We start from the raw sequence: 15722 nt of genomic DNA, 5'->3' as shown, positions 1-15722 counted from the left end.
ACCTTCTTACATATTAAAACGTTATTTCTATTATCCAGTTAATATTTCTCGATATTCATCTTATCTAAACAATAGATAAAATTCAAAGAAACGCTCTTCTCGATATTACACAATTTACGAATTGTTTACAACCCACATGAATTTGAAAAAAATTTATTATTGTAGTAAAAAAGGTTGAATATTATGAAGGAGTTTGCTAGAAATAGATAGGAGGGAAAAATTAATTTTCGACAAGTACCTTAAAACAAAGGTTTAACACTATTATTATAGTGCTAATAGTATTTATATAGCGGTTTTGTTGTATAGGGAAGGTCACAAAAAAGTCATAAATTCTTAACGAAATGTTCACAAAAAATATAAAAAATGTGATTTAATATACAGAAAGGATAGTTTTTAATATAATTTATAATATCTACAGTATAATAACCTTGTTAAGAGAAATATTCTATTCATTTTACATACCCCTAAACCCGAAAACGCTTTATTTATATGATTGCGTTTTTTAAGGCTGAAATTGGTAAAAAAAGAATTTCCAAATGAAGTTTACTTTTTAACATATATAAAATGAGGTAGATCAGGTTGCTGTATGCAAGCGATATATTGTCATGTATCGAAATGTATGTATGAAGATTATAAGGAGGCTTCTCGATGACGACGACAAGGTCTGTACTTGGTACAGATGAAAAAATAAAAAATGAAGACATTCGTGAACAGGAAAATGTAACGACTGCCTATAAGGATTTCCTGGCAATAATTAAAATTGGAATTGTAAATTCCAATCTAATAACTGCCTTTACTGGTGTTTGGCTAGCCTTGTTTTTTACAGGAAAAAGCTTCTTGCAGGAAATAGACATCGTGCTGTATACGCTTATAGGTTCAGCGCTGGTAATAGCGGGTTCCTGTGCAGTGAATAACTACTATGATCGAGATATTGATCACGTAATGGAACGTACTAAAGTGCGTCCAACTGTAGCTGGTAGAATTAATCCGAAACATGTTTTAGGATTGGGAATAATACTCATACTAATAGGAACTGGATTTCTACTTCTAACTACAGTTACGGCTGCTGTAATTGGTTTAATTGGAGTTTTCTCCTATATATATTTATATACAATTTGGTCAAAGCGAAGATATACAATTAATACCGTAATCGGAAGTATATCAGGGGCTGTACCTCCACTTATTGGCTGGGCAGCGATTGACCCTGAATTACACGCAATTGCGTGGCTCTTATTTTTGATAATGTTTATCTGGCAACCCCCTCACTTTTTAGCACTAGCAATGAGGCGGGTTGAAGAATACCGTGCAGCAGGAATTCCAATGCTGCCAGTTGTTCATGGGTTTGCAATGACAAAGAGACAAATCATGATTTGGGTTCTTTGCTTGCTGCCACTTCCTTACTATATGTTTTCTTTGGGAGCTCTATTTGTTACAATCGCTACTCTCCTAAATATCGGATGGCTAGTCCTTGGTTTTAGGGGATATAAAAAGAAGGATGATATCAAATGGGCAAAGCAAATGTTTGTTTACTCGCTTAACTATTTAACGATTATGTTTGTAACGATGATTATCGTGACATTAGTATAAGTGGGTTTCAAAATATACATAATTCTTCTATTCAAGTAGGGGGATTTAATATCTTTTTCATAAAGATAGTAGCAAAATATTATTGAAAGAGGGGTTTGATTAAGCTATGAAAAAATGGCTACCAAAAGTGCGCTTGTTTACACTGTTTAGTTTCATGGCGCTGCTGTTAGCGGGGTGTGGGGAACCATTCGTATCTGCACTAACTCCGGCAGGGGAAGTTGCAAAAATGCAATACGATTTAATGATTCTCGCAACATCAATCATGGTAATCGTAATTGCAGTTGTTACAATTATCTTTATTATTGCCTTAGTCAAGTTTAGACGCACAAAAGTTGGTGAGGACAAGATACCAAAGCAAGTTGAAGGAAATCACACCTTAGAAATCATTTGGACTACTATTCCAATTCTTTTGCTTCTGATTCTTGCAATTCCAACAGTATCGGCTACATTTAAATTAGCTGATGTAAAAGCAATGGAACAAGATAAAGATGCAGTTGTTGTCAATGTTACTGCAAATTTATATTGGTGGGAATTTGAGTACCCTGGTGAGGGTGTTGTAACTGCACAGGAGCTAGTTGTTCCTATGGATGAAAAAGTCTATTTTAACCTTATAGCTGCAGATGTTAAGCACTCATTCTGGATTCCAGCAGCTGGTGGGAAAATGGACACGAACACAGATAACGTAAACAAATTCTGGTTAGAGTTTGACTCAGCAAGTACTGAAAAAGCAGGTGGCTTACTATATGGTAAATGTGCTGAACTTTGTGGTCCTTCACATGCTTTAATGGATTTTAAAGTAAAGCCAGTTCCACGAGCTGAATTTGATCAGTGGATGGACAAAATGGTAGCTGCTAAAGACGCTGAACATGTACCAGCAAATGATGTTGCAAAAGCCGGTGAAGAATTATTCACTTCTAATGGCTGTATTTCATGTCACGCAATCAATCCTGGTGAAAAGCGTCCGACTGCACCAAGCTTAGCTAATTTCGGAGAGCGCTCAAGTATCGCTGGTAAATTAGAATTTAATAAAGATAATTTAAAGGATTGGTTGAAGGATCCTGAATCAATTAAGCCAGGTAACAATATGACTGGAACTTATGACAATAAAGGGTTATCTGACCAAGACTTGGATGCTTTAGCTGAATATCTAATGGGACTTAAAATCGAAGAGTAAGATTAAGGAATAAGGAGGTCACATTGTGAGTACTTTAACTCAGAAAAAAGGGTTTGGTGCTGTTTTATGGGATTATCTAACTACTGTTGACCATAAAAAGATTGCTAAACTTTATATAATGGCTGGTGGCTTTTTCTTCCTACTTGGTGGAATCGAAGCCCTCATTATCAGGATTCAGCTTGCTATACCTGATAATAACTTTGTAAGTGCTGGCTTTTTTAATGAAATTTTAACGATGCATGGTACAACCATGATTTTCTTGGCAGCCATGCCGCTATTACTTGGATTTATGAATGCCGTCATGCCACTTCAAATTGGTGCACGTGACGTTGCATTCCCATTTGTAAATGCTTTAGGTTTCTGGTTGTTCTTCTTCGGAGGAGTATTCTTAAACTTAAGTTGGTTTATGGGTGGTGCACCTGATGCAGGCTGGACTTCTTATGCATCTCTTGCATTACACTCAGAAGGTCATGGTATTGATTTCTATGTACTAGGTCTTCAAATTTCTGGTATTGGTACTTTAATTGGTGGTATTAACTTTTTAGCGACTATCATTACAATGAGAGCACCTGGTATGACGTATATGCGTATGCCATTATTCACATGGACTACGTTTGTAGCATCAGCATTAATTCTATTTGCATTCCCTCCATTAACTGTGGGGCTATTATTAATGATGTTTGACCGTATCTTTGGTACAGCATTCTTCGTTCCATCAATGGGCGGAAACACAATCATTTGGGAGCACTTTTTCTGGATTTTCGGTCACCCAGAAGTGTACATCTTAATTCTCCCAGCGTTCGGTATTTTCTCTGAGATCTTTGCTACATTCTCAAGAAAAAGACTATTCGGATACTCTTCAATGGTATTCGCAACTGTATTAATTGGTTTCTTAGGATTCATGGTGTGGGCTCACCACATGTTTACAACAGGTTTAGGACCAATTGCGAACTCCATTTTCGCGGTTGCTACAATGGCAATTGCCGTGCCAACTGGTATTAAAATCTTTAACTGGCTCTTCACAATGTGGGGCGGGTCCATGAAATTTACTACACCTATGTTATATGCAGTTGCATTTATTCCATCTTTCATCATGGGTGGGGTAACTGGTGTTATGTTAGGTTCTGCTCCAGCAGACTATCAGTATCACGATACGTATTTCGTAGTTGCTCACTTCCACTACGTTATCGTAGGTGGGGTTGTATTAGCGGTATTTGCAGCGACTCATTACTGGTGGCCAAAAATGTTTGGTAAAATTCTAAACGAAACTTTAGGAAAAGTTACATTCTGGTTATTCCTAATTGGTTTCCACTTAACATTCTTTATTCAGCACTTCCTTGGTCTAATGGGAATGCCACGTCGTGTATTCACATTCTTACCAAACCATGGTTGGGAACTTGGAAATTTAATCAGTTCAATCGGTGCTGCATTTATGGCTGCAGGGGTACTAGTTCTTCTTTATAACGTTGTAATTACATCTATTAAAGGAGAAAAGGTTTCTGGAGATGCATGGGGTGATGGCCGTACACTTGAGTGGGCAATTTCATCACCACCACCAGAATATAACTTTAAGCAATTACCATTAGTTCGTGGCCTAGATGCGTTTTGGGTAGAGAAAATGCAAGGCAAAAAAGAAATGACTCCTGCAGAACCACTTGGAGACATTCATATGCCAAATAGCTCTTTCTTACCTTTCATGATTTCTTTAGGATTATTTGTTGCTGCGTTTGGTTTCTTGCATCATCCAGATGGTGTAAGTTGGTCAGTTCCAGTGATGATCATTGGAGGAATCATTACTTTCGGTTCCATGTTCTTACGATCAATCATTGATGATCATGGATACCACATTCACAAAGCAGAATTAATGGATGATGATGACAAGAAAGGGGTTGAGGCATAATGCACGTGGAAGAAAAATTAACAGCTGAAACATTTCCTGCAGAGCCTGAGAAAGCGACCCTAGAAGGAAAAAATAAATTTATTGGTTTTTGGCTCTTTCTCGGAGGCGAAACAGTATTATTCGCTTCCCTTTTTGCAACATACTTAGCATTAAACAAAAGCAATGGTACAGGTCCATCATCACAGGATTTGTTCGAAATACCACTTGCTTTTGCAATGACTATGATCCTGTTAACTAGTTCATTAACTAGCGTGTACGCAATGTACCATATGAAGAATTTTAATTTCAAGAAAATGCAACTTTGGTTAGGTCTAACTGTTCTCCTTGGTGCTTCTTTCTTAGGATTAGAAATCTATGAGTTTCAACATTATGTACATTTAGGACACACTATCACAGGAAGTGCATTTGGATCTGCATTCTATTTATTAGTTGGAACGCACGGTGCTCACGTACTATTTGGATTATGTTGGGCTCTTACACTAATGATTCGAAATGGTAACCGTGGTTTAGATTTATATAATGCACCTAAGTTTTATGTCTTTAGCCTTTACTGGCATTTTATTGACGTAGTATGGGTGTTCATCTTTACTGTTGTATATCTAATGGGAATGGTGGGATAAACACATGGCAAATAATTCGAATAACACTAATGTTGATTTAGCCTATCGTAGAAGAAAAAGTGCGGAAGAAATGAAACATCATGTTATTTCTTTTGCTCTCATGATTTTTCTTACTATCATTGCCTTTATTGCAGTTGGATCTGAACAATTTTCACCTTGGTTTGTAGTACCATTTATTCTACTTCTAGCTGTGATTCAGGTTATCTTACAATTGTATTACTTCATGCACATGAATCATAAAGGACATGAAGCACCAAAAATGTTCATGTTTTCAGGAGTATTAATTGCTGCTGTAACAGTTCTATGCTTTATGACAATCATTTGGTGGTAAGTGTCAGAAAAAGTCGGTGTAAAAGCCGGCTTTTTTTCAATTTCTATTATTTTTTATTTAGACAAGAAATGTTCATAATTGGTTTGTTTGCATGGCTATTTCCCTAAGAGTATAATTAATAGTATCTGTACATTGACTATATTACAAAAAGGGGTGAGATGGAGATGTCTATAGATATCTTTGGTTTTCGGGCATTATGGAGTCCCTATTTTTTCGCTTCACTATTAATCATAACGATTTTATACTTTATGATTGTTGGTCCATGGAGACATCGATTTGCTCATTCTGAACCTACATCGTTTAAAACGAAAATATTATTTGTCATAGGGATGATCATACTTTATATATGTAAAGGAAGTCCGATTGATTTATTAGGTCACATGACCATGACCGCTCATATGACACAAATGGCAATTCTTTATTTAATTGTACCTACATTTTTCATTTTAGGTGTCCCAAATTGGTTATGGAGAAAGTTTATAAATCTCAAGGTAATAAAACCAATTTTCAAATTTCTTACAAAACCTTTAATTGCTTTAGTTCTATTTAACGGTTCATTTTCTATGTATCATATTCCACTCGTATTTGACTATGTAAAAACAGGTGTATTTATACATGCTGCAACAACAGTATTTATTTTTATTGCTGCCTTCTTTATGTGGTGGCCTTTAATCAATAAATTAGAAGAGTGGAACACTTTGAGTGGCCTCAAAAAGGTTGGGTATATCTTTGCAGATGGTATGTTATTAACACCTGCATGTGCGCTCATCATTTTTGCAGATACAGCCATGTATTCAACCTATACCGACTTTGGGTCATGGATGAATGCACTGGCACTATGTGTACCAGAATCTATGTTGTCTAGTATTAACCTTACAGGTCCAGAGATGTTTAACTTTATGCCACCGCTTGAAGACCAACGTACTGGTGGTGTCATTATGAAGATTATTCAAGAGTTCGTATATGCGATTCTGCTAGCTAAGGTATTCTTTGAATGGGTTCGTAAAGAACGTGAAGAAGAAAAATTACTAGATGAGCAATTACTTAAACCACAAACAAATTAACAAAGAGAAACTGTGAGAGAGGTTAAACATGAATTTACCGATTCTGCCTACGATTAGCACCACTTTTATCATTTTAAGTGCAGTAACTGTTGCCATCGGTTGGTATTTTATAAAACAGAAAAAAATTGAAGCACATAAAAAAGCGATGACGACTGCTGCGATTTTTGCTTTGATCTTCTTTATTATTTATATGTCAAGAACGGTTTTTATCGGAAATACATCATTTGGTGGTCCAGACGATGTGAAAGTGTACTACACGTTTTTCTTAATCTTTCATATCTTTCTAGCAACCACTGGTGCAATATTTGGAGTCGTTACCTTATATCTTGGCTATAAAAATAAAATTGCAAAGCATCGTAAGCTTGGTCCGATTACAAGCATCATTTGGTTCTTTACAGCAATAACGGGTGTAGCAGTATACTTCTTGTTGTATGTCTTTTATAAGGGTGGAGAAACTACATCCATTTTAAAAGCAATATTAGGCTTTTAACGAACTACAAATAGGATTGTTTGTAATATGTATAAGGTGTTCTAGAATACAATATTCTAGAGCACCTTTTTATTTTGTAATTCGTTTCACATAATTAACACCTTAGCCATTTTCATTTTCGTTAGAGGGGAGTGTTAAGGATGATTGAAATCTTTACAGAAAACTTATTATTGGTTCCATGTTCGTTGGATATCGCCAAATCGTTAGTATTTCATCGCAAAGAACTTGAAAAACGATCACCTATAACGATTCCACAAAATTGGCCATCTCCATTAATTACAGGTATTCTTCCGTTTTATATAGAAAAGCTTGAGAAGGATGAGAGTCATTATGGATGGGGATTATGGCTAATCATTAATTACGCTGATAAACGGATCATTGGCGATATTTATCTTCATGGCAAACCTGATAAGAAAGGGAATGTACAATTGACCTATACGATGAATCGTGATTATCAGAAGACGAGTTTAACTTATGAAGCAGTTGATGCTTTAATTGATTGGTTAGTTACTCAAGCCGATGCGAAAAAGGTATTAATGGAATGTAGTGATAGTAATTATCAATCCATCCGGTTGTTTGAAAAGCTTGGGATGAGATGTACGAAGAAGGATGGTAGATTTTTAACTTGGGAGCTTCGTAAGGTCATTTAATAAAACCGATTATGGTAAAAGAATTTTTCTAGACGAGTGCCCAATTCAGTCCTTCTTGCATATGGTAGGAGTAATCTTTGTGACTTTGACAATGTGAAGGAGTGTGGTTGGGGTGGTTCGTAAATCATTGGAAAATGGTTCCCTTTATATTAAGAATGATGTGCTGGCAATGATTGCATCCATATGTGCTGAGGAAACAGAAGGGGTAACGATTGTTTCTGGCTTTAAGGATGGGGTTACCGGCATCCTTAATCGAAATTTCCATAAAAACGGGATTACGGTTATTGAAGAAGAGGAAGGGATTGCCCTTGAAGTAAAAATTGCCATTGAATACGGCTTAGAAATTAAAAGGACCTGTGAACGATTACAACAAGCAATCTTACATGAGATAAAAAGTATGACTGACATTAGTGTTTCAAGTCTAACTATTAAAGTAGAAGGCCTTACAAACTCAAAAGTACTTGTGACAACCTAACCAAAAAGGAACAGCATTGGCTGTTCCTTTTTGTGTTGTTGATTAGCTTCAGCACCTAGACCCTCGAGGTTGCTTAACTCCTCCTGCGGTGGAGAAAGCCCATCGTCGGGTTCCAGCGATTGTCTGACTTGCACAGGATGTGCTAACGTCTACGTTTGCCACAGGACGTGGCAGTATTTAGTAGACGTACAACCCAAGGTGTATACGCTTTTCTGATTTATGCGTTTACAACTGCATCGATTTCTTCTTTAACTTTTGCAAGGATGCGGTTGCATTGTTCAACTAGTGAATTAGGGAAGTTTTCATCTTCACCATATTCAACTCCATGTGGGTAATAGTACTTACCAACAAATGGAGTAAGTAGTTTAATGACAGCATCTGTTGCATTTTCTTCGATAATTCCTTCAACCGCATAACCTTGAACGCGAAGATAGTAAATATCACCTTTAATTTCAAACTTACGGTCGTATGTAATTCTTTCATAATCCCACTGACCTGCGAGAATAAATCCTTGTGATCTCATTATGTCAGTTAATCTTGGTAATTCGATTGTAACGTTCTCAATCCCCGTTTTTTCAAATCTCATATAATAAATCCCTCCAAAAACCGTCAAGCAACGATTTATATGTTCTCAGTATAATAATAGTACGAAAAGATACAAGTTGCAACGTTTGACATTAATATGTCACGAAAAATAAAAAATATTTTGGTGAAATTTTTCTGTTTTGGTCAAACTAACATCGAAAGGAGGGACAAGATTGAAAAAAATACTTTTTATTGTATTGAGTTTATTGTTTGTTTTAAGTCATCCATTTATAGCGAATGGACAAGGTACAACTACATACACCGTACAACGAGGTGATTCTCTATGGAAAATTGCCGTACGTTATCAGGTTGGTTTGTCGGAAATTATTTCTGCAAACCCGCAGTTTAAAAACCCAAACCTGATCTATCCAGGTCAGAAAGTTACAATTCCAATCATAGATAATGTCAAAAGTATTGAAAATCAGGTTATATCACTAACCAATCAACAACGTGCAAAATATGGTTTACCTGCATTAAAAACTGATTGGGAACTGTCACGCGTAGCACGCTATAAATCCGTAGATATGAGAGATCGAAACTATTTTGAACATACTTCACCAACATATGGTTCACCATTTACGATGATGCGAAACTTTGGTATTTCATATCGTACGGCTGCAGAAAATATTGCTGCTGGACAAAGAACACCACAAGAAGTGGTAAATGCATGGATGAACAGCCCTGGACACCGTGCGAATATCCTGAAGAAGGACGTTACCCATATCGGTGTTGGGTATGCAGAAGGTGGTTCAAAGCGACATTATTGGACACAAATGTTTATTGGGAAATAGGAGGTTACAATGGATTCTGTTCGCGACGTAATGAGTACTGATGTTGAATATTGTACGCCCCTTGATAATGTTTATGAAGTAGCCGTTAAAATGAAGGATTTAGATGTTGGTGCGATTCCAATTTTGGAAGATAAAAAATTAATTGGAATGATCACTGACCGTGATTTAGTGGTTCGGGGATATGCGGAAAAAAGATCGGGATCAAATAAAGTGACAAATGTAATGAGTGATGACTTAATTACATGTACACCAGATACTTCTCTTGAGGAAGCATCCCAGCTGATGTCGAAACATCAAATTAGACGCTTACCTGTTGTAGAAAATGACCAATTAGTTGGAATGTTATCACTAGGTGATTTATCGACGAATGAAACATCTGATAATTTGGCAGGAGAAGCTTTAAGTGATATTTCTGAACAAAACCAACTTCATTAAAACAGGCACCAGCTGGGTGCCTGTTTATTTTTTTCAATAACGCATAACTCTAGCAAAATTTAAATATACATAGTAGAAATACCATTAATGTTAGGAAGTGGTTAGTCTGAAATTGGCAAGGATTGCAGTAACCATCTTACTATTGGTCTCTAGCTTTTATTATATTTCTATTAATCACGGAAGAACAGAACTCGTGAATGGTGTTGAACATACAGCAACCAAATTAAAACATTCGAGCACAACCAAACAAAATATTCCTCTTCAAAAAGAAATTCACCAATATAATGGCCTGATCTCGTTCATTGGAATGGATAGTACGCAGATCAAAGAAAAATTAGGGGAACCCCAACGAATTGATCGCTCTTCCTATGACTATGACTGGTGGGTGTATAATACAAATCCTCAAAATTATATCCAGGTGGGAATTGAAAATGGGAGAGTTGTCACGGTATATGGAACGGGCGATGATGTTCTGGTTGAACCCTTTGCAATTGGACAACCGGTAGAGGAAATCCGTTCAAAAGGTTTAATTAAGCCTAAAATTTCATTAAACGTTGATAAGAATCCTTATCGGTTTGAGTTAACAGATAATGAATTGAACGCAAGACCATTAATTGCGATGGGAAATGTCTATATTCAACTATACGTGGATACATTTACGGACAAAATATCAAGTATTCGTTTTTTAGACGGGAGAACTTTAATCAAACTTCGACCCTATGAATTAGCCTACCGAGGAGAATTACTTTCAGCTAAAGAGGTCATCCCGGAAAAGTGGCAAGAAATTGAACAGGGCACTAAAGCCCAAATCCTTGATATTACAAATGTCATCCGTTTAAGACATGGAATACAACCATTAAAAAGCGACGAACAATTAGCAGATGTTGCGTATTTACATAGTAAAGATATGCGAGTCAATCAATATTTTGACCATATTTCCCCAACAAAAGGTGGTCTTGCAGACAGACTTGCGGATGGAGAGATAAGTTATCAATTGGCAGGAGAAAATATTGCAGCAAAATATGTGGACGGAATTGCTGCTGTAGAAGGCTGGCTAAATAGCGAAGGTCATCGAGAAACCCTATTAAACGAAGAATACAATTACCTGGGAGTAGGGGTGTACGAAAAATACTACACTCAAAACTTTATTCAAGCCTGGGATGAAGAAGACCAGTAAGCGAACCTGACATGGTTTTGCTTACTGGTTTTTTATATCGCGTTATTTTTTTATCGGTCTGTCAATAATGAAGAAACTTCCAGTTGCATGTGCGATTAATCTTCCGTCATCGCGGTATACTTTTCCCTCGGTCACACATATTTTTGTTCCTTTATGAATCATTTTTGCAACACAGCGTAATTCTTTTCCAATCCCTGGTGCCACATAATTTATTTTCATCTCGGTTGTTACAGCAGCTTTTTCCTGAGGGATGACATGATGTACAATTGAGCCCATTGCAGAATCAAGTAAAGTGGCAGTGATTCCACCATGGACAATTTTTAATGAATTATGAATAAGTTCCGTATTTGGAATGATAACTTCATAGGTTTCGTCATCAATAACACGTCGATTTGTCTGTAATAAAGCGCCGATATACGAACCGTTTTCCTTTGTTTGTTTACGAATCACCGCATCGATTACATGTTCCATTGCTTGTTTTTCTTTTTCATCTGCTTCTAGAAAAAATGTTTGTAATTTATGTAGAATCCGATCTTCCATTAACATTACCTCAAATCCATAATATTTTTATTATTCTCATTTTATCAATTTACCTATCGTTTTGGCAATTTGGGCGAACCATTCAATTTAATAAAGATAAACTATAGTAGGCAATTGTATGAATATCGAGGTGATTTAATTGGGGAGAAAGCTTCATCCATCCGTTCAGGAATTTAAAGCCTTCGTCAAAAAACATCCTTTACTTGTACAGGAAGTGAGAAAAGGAACACTTAAATGGCAGGAAGTATACGAAGACTGGTATATACTCGGTGAGGAAGATGAGAAGTGGAATAAGTTTAAAGATAAAGATAGTAAAAAAGAAGAAAGTGGAAAAGGCGATTTTATTGGTAAAATTTTTTCAACTATTAAAAATGCAGATATGGATAATCTCCAGGAGACAATCACAAATGTAGGGGAAGCAATTTCAACCATTCAAGCCGTTATTCACCAGTTTCGTGGCAACGAAAATCAACAGCAACTGAACACTACCCAAAAGCATCATCATCCTTTTGCTTTTCGCAAAGATTAGGTGAGAAGGGAGTTTAGGATGCGACAAGACACATATGAATACATCAATTCAAAAAAACATTTACACGCGTTTGTCCGTCAAAATCCAGTTTGGTACCGTAAATTAACGAGAAATCCAAGAGATTTTCAAGTGATGGAAAATGAGGCAAAGGCTTATTTCAAACAAACCATTCCACATAAAGTTCAAAAAATAAACCAGTCCTTAGAGATGGCCTCATTTATGCTACAGATGTATCAAGGGATGCGACAAAGTGATTAAGCAAGGAGCCACCTTTAGTAGGGCTCCTTCTTTTAATGTTCAAGGATATTTGAATAGTAAAAGGAAAAACTAGGAAAAAAGGAGTTGGAGAATATGTACATGTATATTTTGCTTTATTCTTTTCTATGCTCGCCGATTCAGATAAATGAAAAAGCTGTAGCCGATAATATTCACCCTACCTATTTTAGCGAAACAAGTGAGTTAGAAATTGAGCGAACCTTTCAAGTCAAACATCAGGTTAGAGGGAATGATGTATATCTAGAATGCTTGATTCCGAATTTTACATTCAAACAAAGTGGTGGTCAGAAAAGGGATGGAGAGGGTCATCTGAATGTCATTATTGATGGGAAGAGAGTAGAAAAAATATCGACAGCAGCCTTTATTATTAAAGGACTGACTAGAGGAGAACATACTTTAGCGATTCAAGTTGTACATAATGACTTAACTACATATCCTCTTGAGCATACGATACATGTTCAAATACATTAACTTTTATTAGCATGTGTTATCACAGAGATGCGATTCGTAAAAATTCGTGGTATAGTGATTGTGGAGGTGTTAATTTTGATTGCTACAATTGAAAAAATTGAAATTCTTGACGAGGCTCAAGAAATTTCATCAATGATTCTACATTCAGAACTAGCAGAGGAATACCGAAGCTGTATATATATGTTACAACAAGATCGAGAAGCACAAAAGTTAATTGCTGATTTTCAGAGGATGAAGGAAAAATATGAAGAGGTTCAACGATTTGGGAAATACCATCCTGATTTTCGAACCGTTTCAAAAGAGACGAGGGAACTAAAAAGAAAACTCGATCTTCACGAATCTATTGCTAATTTTAAAACAGCAGAGGATAATTTACAAAAGGTCCTTGATGAAATTAGTGTGCTACTAGGTGGAGCTGTATCAAAGTATATTAAAGTCCCAACGGGGAATCCTTATTTTGATTCCATTTCGAGCTGCGGTGGTGGCTGTGGAAGTGGTGGGGCTTGCGGTTGTAAGTGATGCTATTCCAAAAGGAATAGCTGATGATCATGTTATTTTCAGAAAAAGGTAAGTTTTCTACTTTATTTCATATTGTAAAATTTTAACTTGTTATGCTACACTATTTAATAATCTAATGTAATCTATTGAAATAAGGAGAAAACACGATGATTGGACAACGCCAAGGAATTATCGTTTGGCTACATTCGCTCAAACATTCCAAAATGCTGCGTAAATTTGGCAATATTCATTATGTATCAAAACGACTTAAATACGTAGTCCTATATAACGATATGGAAAATACGGATTCAATCGTAGAAAAATTAAACGCTCTTGCCTTTGTAAAAAAGGTAGAGCCGTCCTATAAACCATTTTTAAAGATTGAATTTGAGAATAAAAAACCAGATCGTGCAAAGGAATACGACTATAAAATTGGTTTATAAAAAAGCTTATCAAAGGCATCTTGCTTTTGATAAGCTTTTTTTGTGGTCTAGGAAATTATAAAATTTATCATTGTGGATAACCTTTATTGGGTGATTACAAGTCCAACTCCAGCGCCTAGCCCCACTCTGGTCTAGCCAATCGCTTCGAAAGGCAGGAAGCGCCTTCTGTCAGCGCTCTTATGCTTGTCGGACTTGCCCTGGACAAGGAAAACTTCGAGAGCATAATCATCGCCCGAAGAAAATGCATAGCATTTACGAGGATGTGCTGCCGTCTACGTTTACAACAGGACATAGCAGTATTTAGTGGACGTTCAACCCAAGGCGCTTCTGCTTTTGTTCCTTATTTCATTGGCGGAATGTAACGATTCATTCGTAAAATTCCGATTAAATGCTGATAATAGAGCTCTTTTTCATGAAACATCGTAGAAGGCTTTACATCAAGTGTGATGATTTGCAAATCAAGTTCTTTCGCTACCTCTGCAAATAGCGTGTAACGTTGATTTGGTTTCATATTTGGATTAGGAATGCCTTCTCTACAAATATAGATTGCTTGAAAATCCCCAGGATTCGTCGGTTGAAATGCAGCTGCCAATGAGCTAACCTGTTTATCCTGAATCGTTGTATGAAATGCAAATAGCTTTGAAACTCTGTGTCTATTTCCTCTTACAAGCTCAACGAGTTCATAAATATCAGAAAATCCTTCACCAATCTCAATAAAACGTTGTATCATCCTAAATTCCCCTTAAATTCATATTTTCCATGTCTACTTTAACACGAATAGGTAACAAATAAAAACAAAAAAACCCTGCAAGTCTACCTGCAGGGTCCTTCCATTCCATGTTTTCTTACCGTTCACATGGAAGAAGGCAAAGGGAGAGGAGAAACCGGAGGAAGAACTTATGGGGAAACGTAAGTCTTCTCCGCGGTTGGCAACAACATCCTCGAATGATGTTGTTATTACTAATTATGACCAATTGAAAATTGTGTATACATCATCTGACATATTTTTATTATCCGAGAAAAATTTTTGATAAACATAAGACCTAGAATTTTTCGTATTTCATTAACAAACGTTTACGTTTATGGTAGGATAATCTTATTCAATTTACATAGACAGTGGTGATAGCAGTGAGAGTCGTATCCGGGTCGAAGAAAGGTATTCACTTGAAAGCGGTAACAGGGATGTCTACTAGACCAACAACAGACAAAGTGAAAGAAGCCATCTTTAATATTATCGGTCCATATTTTGATGGAGGGAATGGACTTGATTTATTTGGAGGAAGTGGAGGACTTGGAATTGAGGCTTTAAGCCGTGGAATTGATAAGGTTATCTTTGTTGACCGTGATCAAAAAGCAATTCAAACGATTAAAGGAAATTTAGAAACATGTCGACTTGTTGAACATGCAGAAGTATATCGAAACGAAGCGTTTCGAGCATTAAAGGCTATTGTAAAAAGGGATATCAAATTTGATTTAATCCTTTTAGACCCACCATATAAACAACAAAAATTAATTGAGTTAATCGAAGAAATAAGCAAACATCAGTTGTTAACGAAACACGGTTATATTGTTGCAGAACATGGATCGGATGTTTCGTTAGAGTCATCCATTGGTAACCTTCGTTTAGTTCGTCATGAAGTGTATGGAATCATTGGGGTATCTATATATAGACATGAAGAAGAATAG

The 15722-nt window shown here is 36.3% G+C and carries 21 protein-coding genes; 18 read left to right on the top strand and 3 right to left on the bottom strand.

The annotated features are described in order from the left end of the window. The first annotated feature begins 648 nt into the window (after positions 1-648). The 9 genes from cyoE (at position 649) to RGU12_RS03570 (ending at position 8291) form a co-directional block, all read left to right on the top strand. On the top strand, positions 649-1587 hold the full coding sequence (cyoE, locus tag RGU12_RS03610) for a heme o synthase (RefSeq protein WP_309534839.1): 939 nt from the start codon (positions 649-651) through the stop codon (positions 1585-1587). A gap of 106 nt (positions 1588-1693) precedes the next feature. Next, on the top strand, positions 1694-2761 hold the full coding sequence (coxB, locus tag RGU12_RS03605) for a cytochrome c oxidase subunit II (protein ID WP_309534838.1): 1068 nt from the start codon (positions 1694-1696) through the stop codon (positions 2759-2761). Between the two features lie 25 nt (positions 2762-2786). Continuing rightward, positions 2787-4661 carry a cytochrome c oxidase subunit I gene (ctaD, locus tag RGU12_RS03600; RefSeq protein ID WP_309534837.1) on the top strand — a complete coding sequence of 625 codons (1875 nt, stop codon included), beginning with the start codon at positions 2787-2789 and terminating at the stop codon, positions 4659-4661. Then, on the top strand, positions 4661-5281 hold the full coding sequence (locus RGU12_RS03595; RefSeq protein ID WP_116350707.1) for a cytochrome (ubi)quinol oxidase subunit III: 621 nt from the start codon (positions 4661-4663) through the stop codon (positions 5279-5281). Before ctaD ends, RGU12_RS03595 begins: the two co-directional genes overlap by 1 nt. A gap of 4 nt (positions 5282-5285) precedes the next feature. Beyond that, complete coding sequence (gene ctaF, locus RGU12_RS03590) at positions 5286-5612, top strand: cytochrome c oxidase subunit IVB (RefSeq protein ID WP_116350706.1); 327 nt, start codon at positions 5286-5288, stop codon at positions 5610-5612. Positions 5613-5770: 158 nt separating this feature from the next. Beyond that, complete coding sequence (gene ctaG, locus RGU12_RS03585; RefSeq protein ID WP_309534836.1) at positions 5771-6676, top strand: cytochrome c oxidase assembly factor CtaG; 906 nt, start codon at positions 5771-5773, stop codon at positions 6674-6676. 28 nt (positions 6677-6704) lie between these two features. Next, the gene (locus RGU12_RS03580; RefSeq protein ID WP_309534835.1) at positions 6705-7166 is read left to right on the top strand and encodes a DUF420 domain-containing protein; all 462 of its coding nucleotides are present in this window, start codon (positions 6705-6707) and stop codon (positions 7164-7166) included. Between the two features lie 140 nt (positions 7167-7306). After that, positions 7307-7816: a GNAT family N-acetyltransferase gene (locus RGU12_RS03575; RefSeq protein WP_309534834.1), complete on the top strand. Its 510-nt coding sequence runs from the start codon at positions 7307-7309 to the stop codon at positions 7814-7816. Between the two features lie 112 nt (positions 7817-7928). Continuing rightward, on the top strand, positions 7929-8291 hold the full coding sequence (locus RGU12_RS03570; protein WP_116350702.1) for an Asp23/Gls24 family envelope stress response protein: 363 nt from the start codon (positions 7929-7931) through the stop codon (positions 8289-8291). 217 nt (positions 8292-8508) lie between these two features. Here the strand turns inward: RGU12_RS03570 and RGU12_RS03565 are convergent, their stop codons facing one another. Then, positions 8509-8877 (bottom strand): YugN family protein, encoded by a 369-nt coding sequence (locus RGU12_RS03565; RefSeq protein WP_309534833.1) that lies wholly within the window; start codon positions 8875-8877, stop codon positions 8509-8511. A 172-nt stretch (positions 8878-9049) separates the two neighbouring features. On the opposite strand from RGU12_RS03565, the gene safA reads away from it, so the two are divergent. The 3 genes from safA to RGU12_RS03550 all read left to right on the top strand — a co-directional run bounded on the left by safA (position 9050) and on the right by RGU12_RS03550 (position 11279). Further along, positions 9050-9667: a SafA/ExsA family spore coat assembly protein gene (gene safA / locus RGU12_RS03560; protein WP_396232298.1), complete on the top strand. Its 618-nt coding sequence runs from the start codon at positions 9050-9052 to the stop codon at positions 9665-9667. A gap of 9 nt (positions 9668-9676) precedes the next feature. Next, complete coding sequence (locus RGU12_RS03555; protein ID WP_309534832.1) at positions 9677-10102, top strand: CBS domain-containing protein; 426 nt, start codon at positions 9677-9679, stop codon at positions 10100-10102. 112 nt (positions 10103-10214) lie between these two features. Then, complete coding sequence (locus RGU12_RS03550; protein ID WP_309534831.1) at positions 10215-11279, top strand: CAP domain-containing protein; 1065 nt, start codon at positions 10215-10217, stop codon at positions 11277-11279. Positions 11280-11321: 42 nt separating this feature from the next. Here RGU12_RS03550 and RGU12_RS03545 read toward each other — a convergent pair whose 3' ends face one another. Next, the gene (locus RGU12_RS03545) at positions 11322-11819 is read right to left on the bottom strand and encodes a PaaI family thioesterase (RefSeq protein ID WP_309534830.1); all 498 of its coding nucleotides are present in this window, start codon (positions 11817-11819) and stop codon (positions 11322-11324) included. 139 nt (positions 11820-11958) lie between these two features. Here RGU12_RS03545 and RGU12_RS03540 point away from each other — a divergent pair, with 139 nt between their 5' ends. From RGU12_RS03540 to RGU12_RS03520, 5 genes are all read left to right on the top strand, one after another. Beyond that, positions 11959-12348 (top strand): YlbD family protein, encoded by a 390-nt coding sequence (locus tag RGU12_RS03540; protein WP_309534829.1) that lies wholly within the window; start codon positions 11959-11961, stop codon positions 12346-12348. 18 nt (positions 12349-12366) lie between these two features. Continuing rightward, positions 12367-12606 (top strand): YlbE-like family protein, encoded by a 240-nt coding sequence (locus RGU12_RS03535; protein WP_309534828.1) that lies wholly within the window; start codon positions 12367-12369, stop codon positions 12604-12606. Between the two features lie 93 nt (positions 12607-12699). Then, the gene (locus RGU12_RS03530) at positions 12700-13095 is read left to right on the top strand and encodes a hypothetical protein (protein ID WP_309534827.1); all 396 of its coding nucleotides are present in this window, start codon (positions 12700-12702) and stop codon (positions 13093-13095) included. A gap of 75 nt (positions 13096-13170) precedes the next feature. Continuing rightward, positions 13171-13614, top strand: a complete 444-nt coding sequence (locus tag RGU12_RS03525; protein ID WP_309534826.1) for a YlbF/YmcA family competence regulator — start codon at positions 13171-13173, stop codon at positions 13612-13614. A 146-nt stretch (positions 13615-13760) separates the two neighbouring features. Then, positions 13761-14036: a YlbG family protein gene (locus RGU12_RS03520; protein ID WP_116350693.1), complete on the top strand. Its 276-nt coding sequence runs from the start codon at positions 13761-13763 to the stop codon at positions 14034-14036. A gap of 340 nt (positions 14037-14376) precedes the next feature. Here the strand turns inward: RGU12_RS03520 and RGU12_RS03515 are convergent, their stop codons facing one another. After that, the gene (locus RGU12_RS03515; RefSeq protein WP_309534825.1) at positions 14377-14766 is read right to left on the bottom strand and encodes a DUF7147 family protein; all 390 of its coding nucleotides are present in this window, start codon (positions 14764-14766) and stop codon (positions 14377-14379) included. A gap of 398 nt (positions 14767-15164) precedes the next feature. Here RGU12_RS03515 and rsmD point away from each other — a divergent pair, with 398 nt between their 5' ends. Then, positions 15165-15722, top strand: a complete 558-nt coding sequence (rsmD, locus tag RGU12_RS03510) for a 16S rRNA (guanine(966)-N(2))-methyltransferase RsmD (RefSeq protein ID WP_309534824.1) — start codon at positions 15165-15167, stop codon at positions 15720-15722.

It is taken from the genome of Ferdinandcohnia sp. QZ13 (genome assembly GCF_031324165.1).
GTDB lineage: Bacteria > Bacillota > Bacilli > Bacillales > Bacillaceae_L > Ferdinandcohnia.
This window is presented reverse-complemented; position numbering and strand designations above follow the sequence as displayed.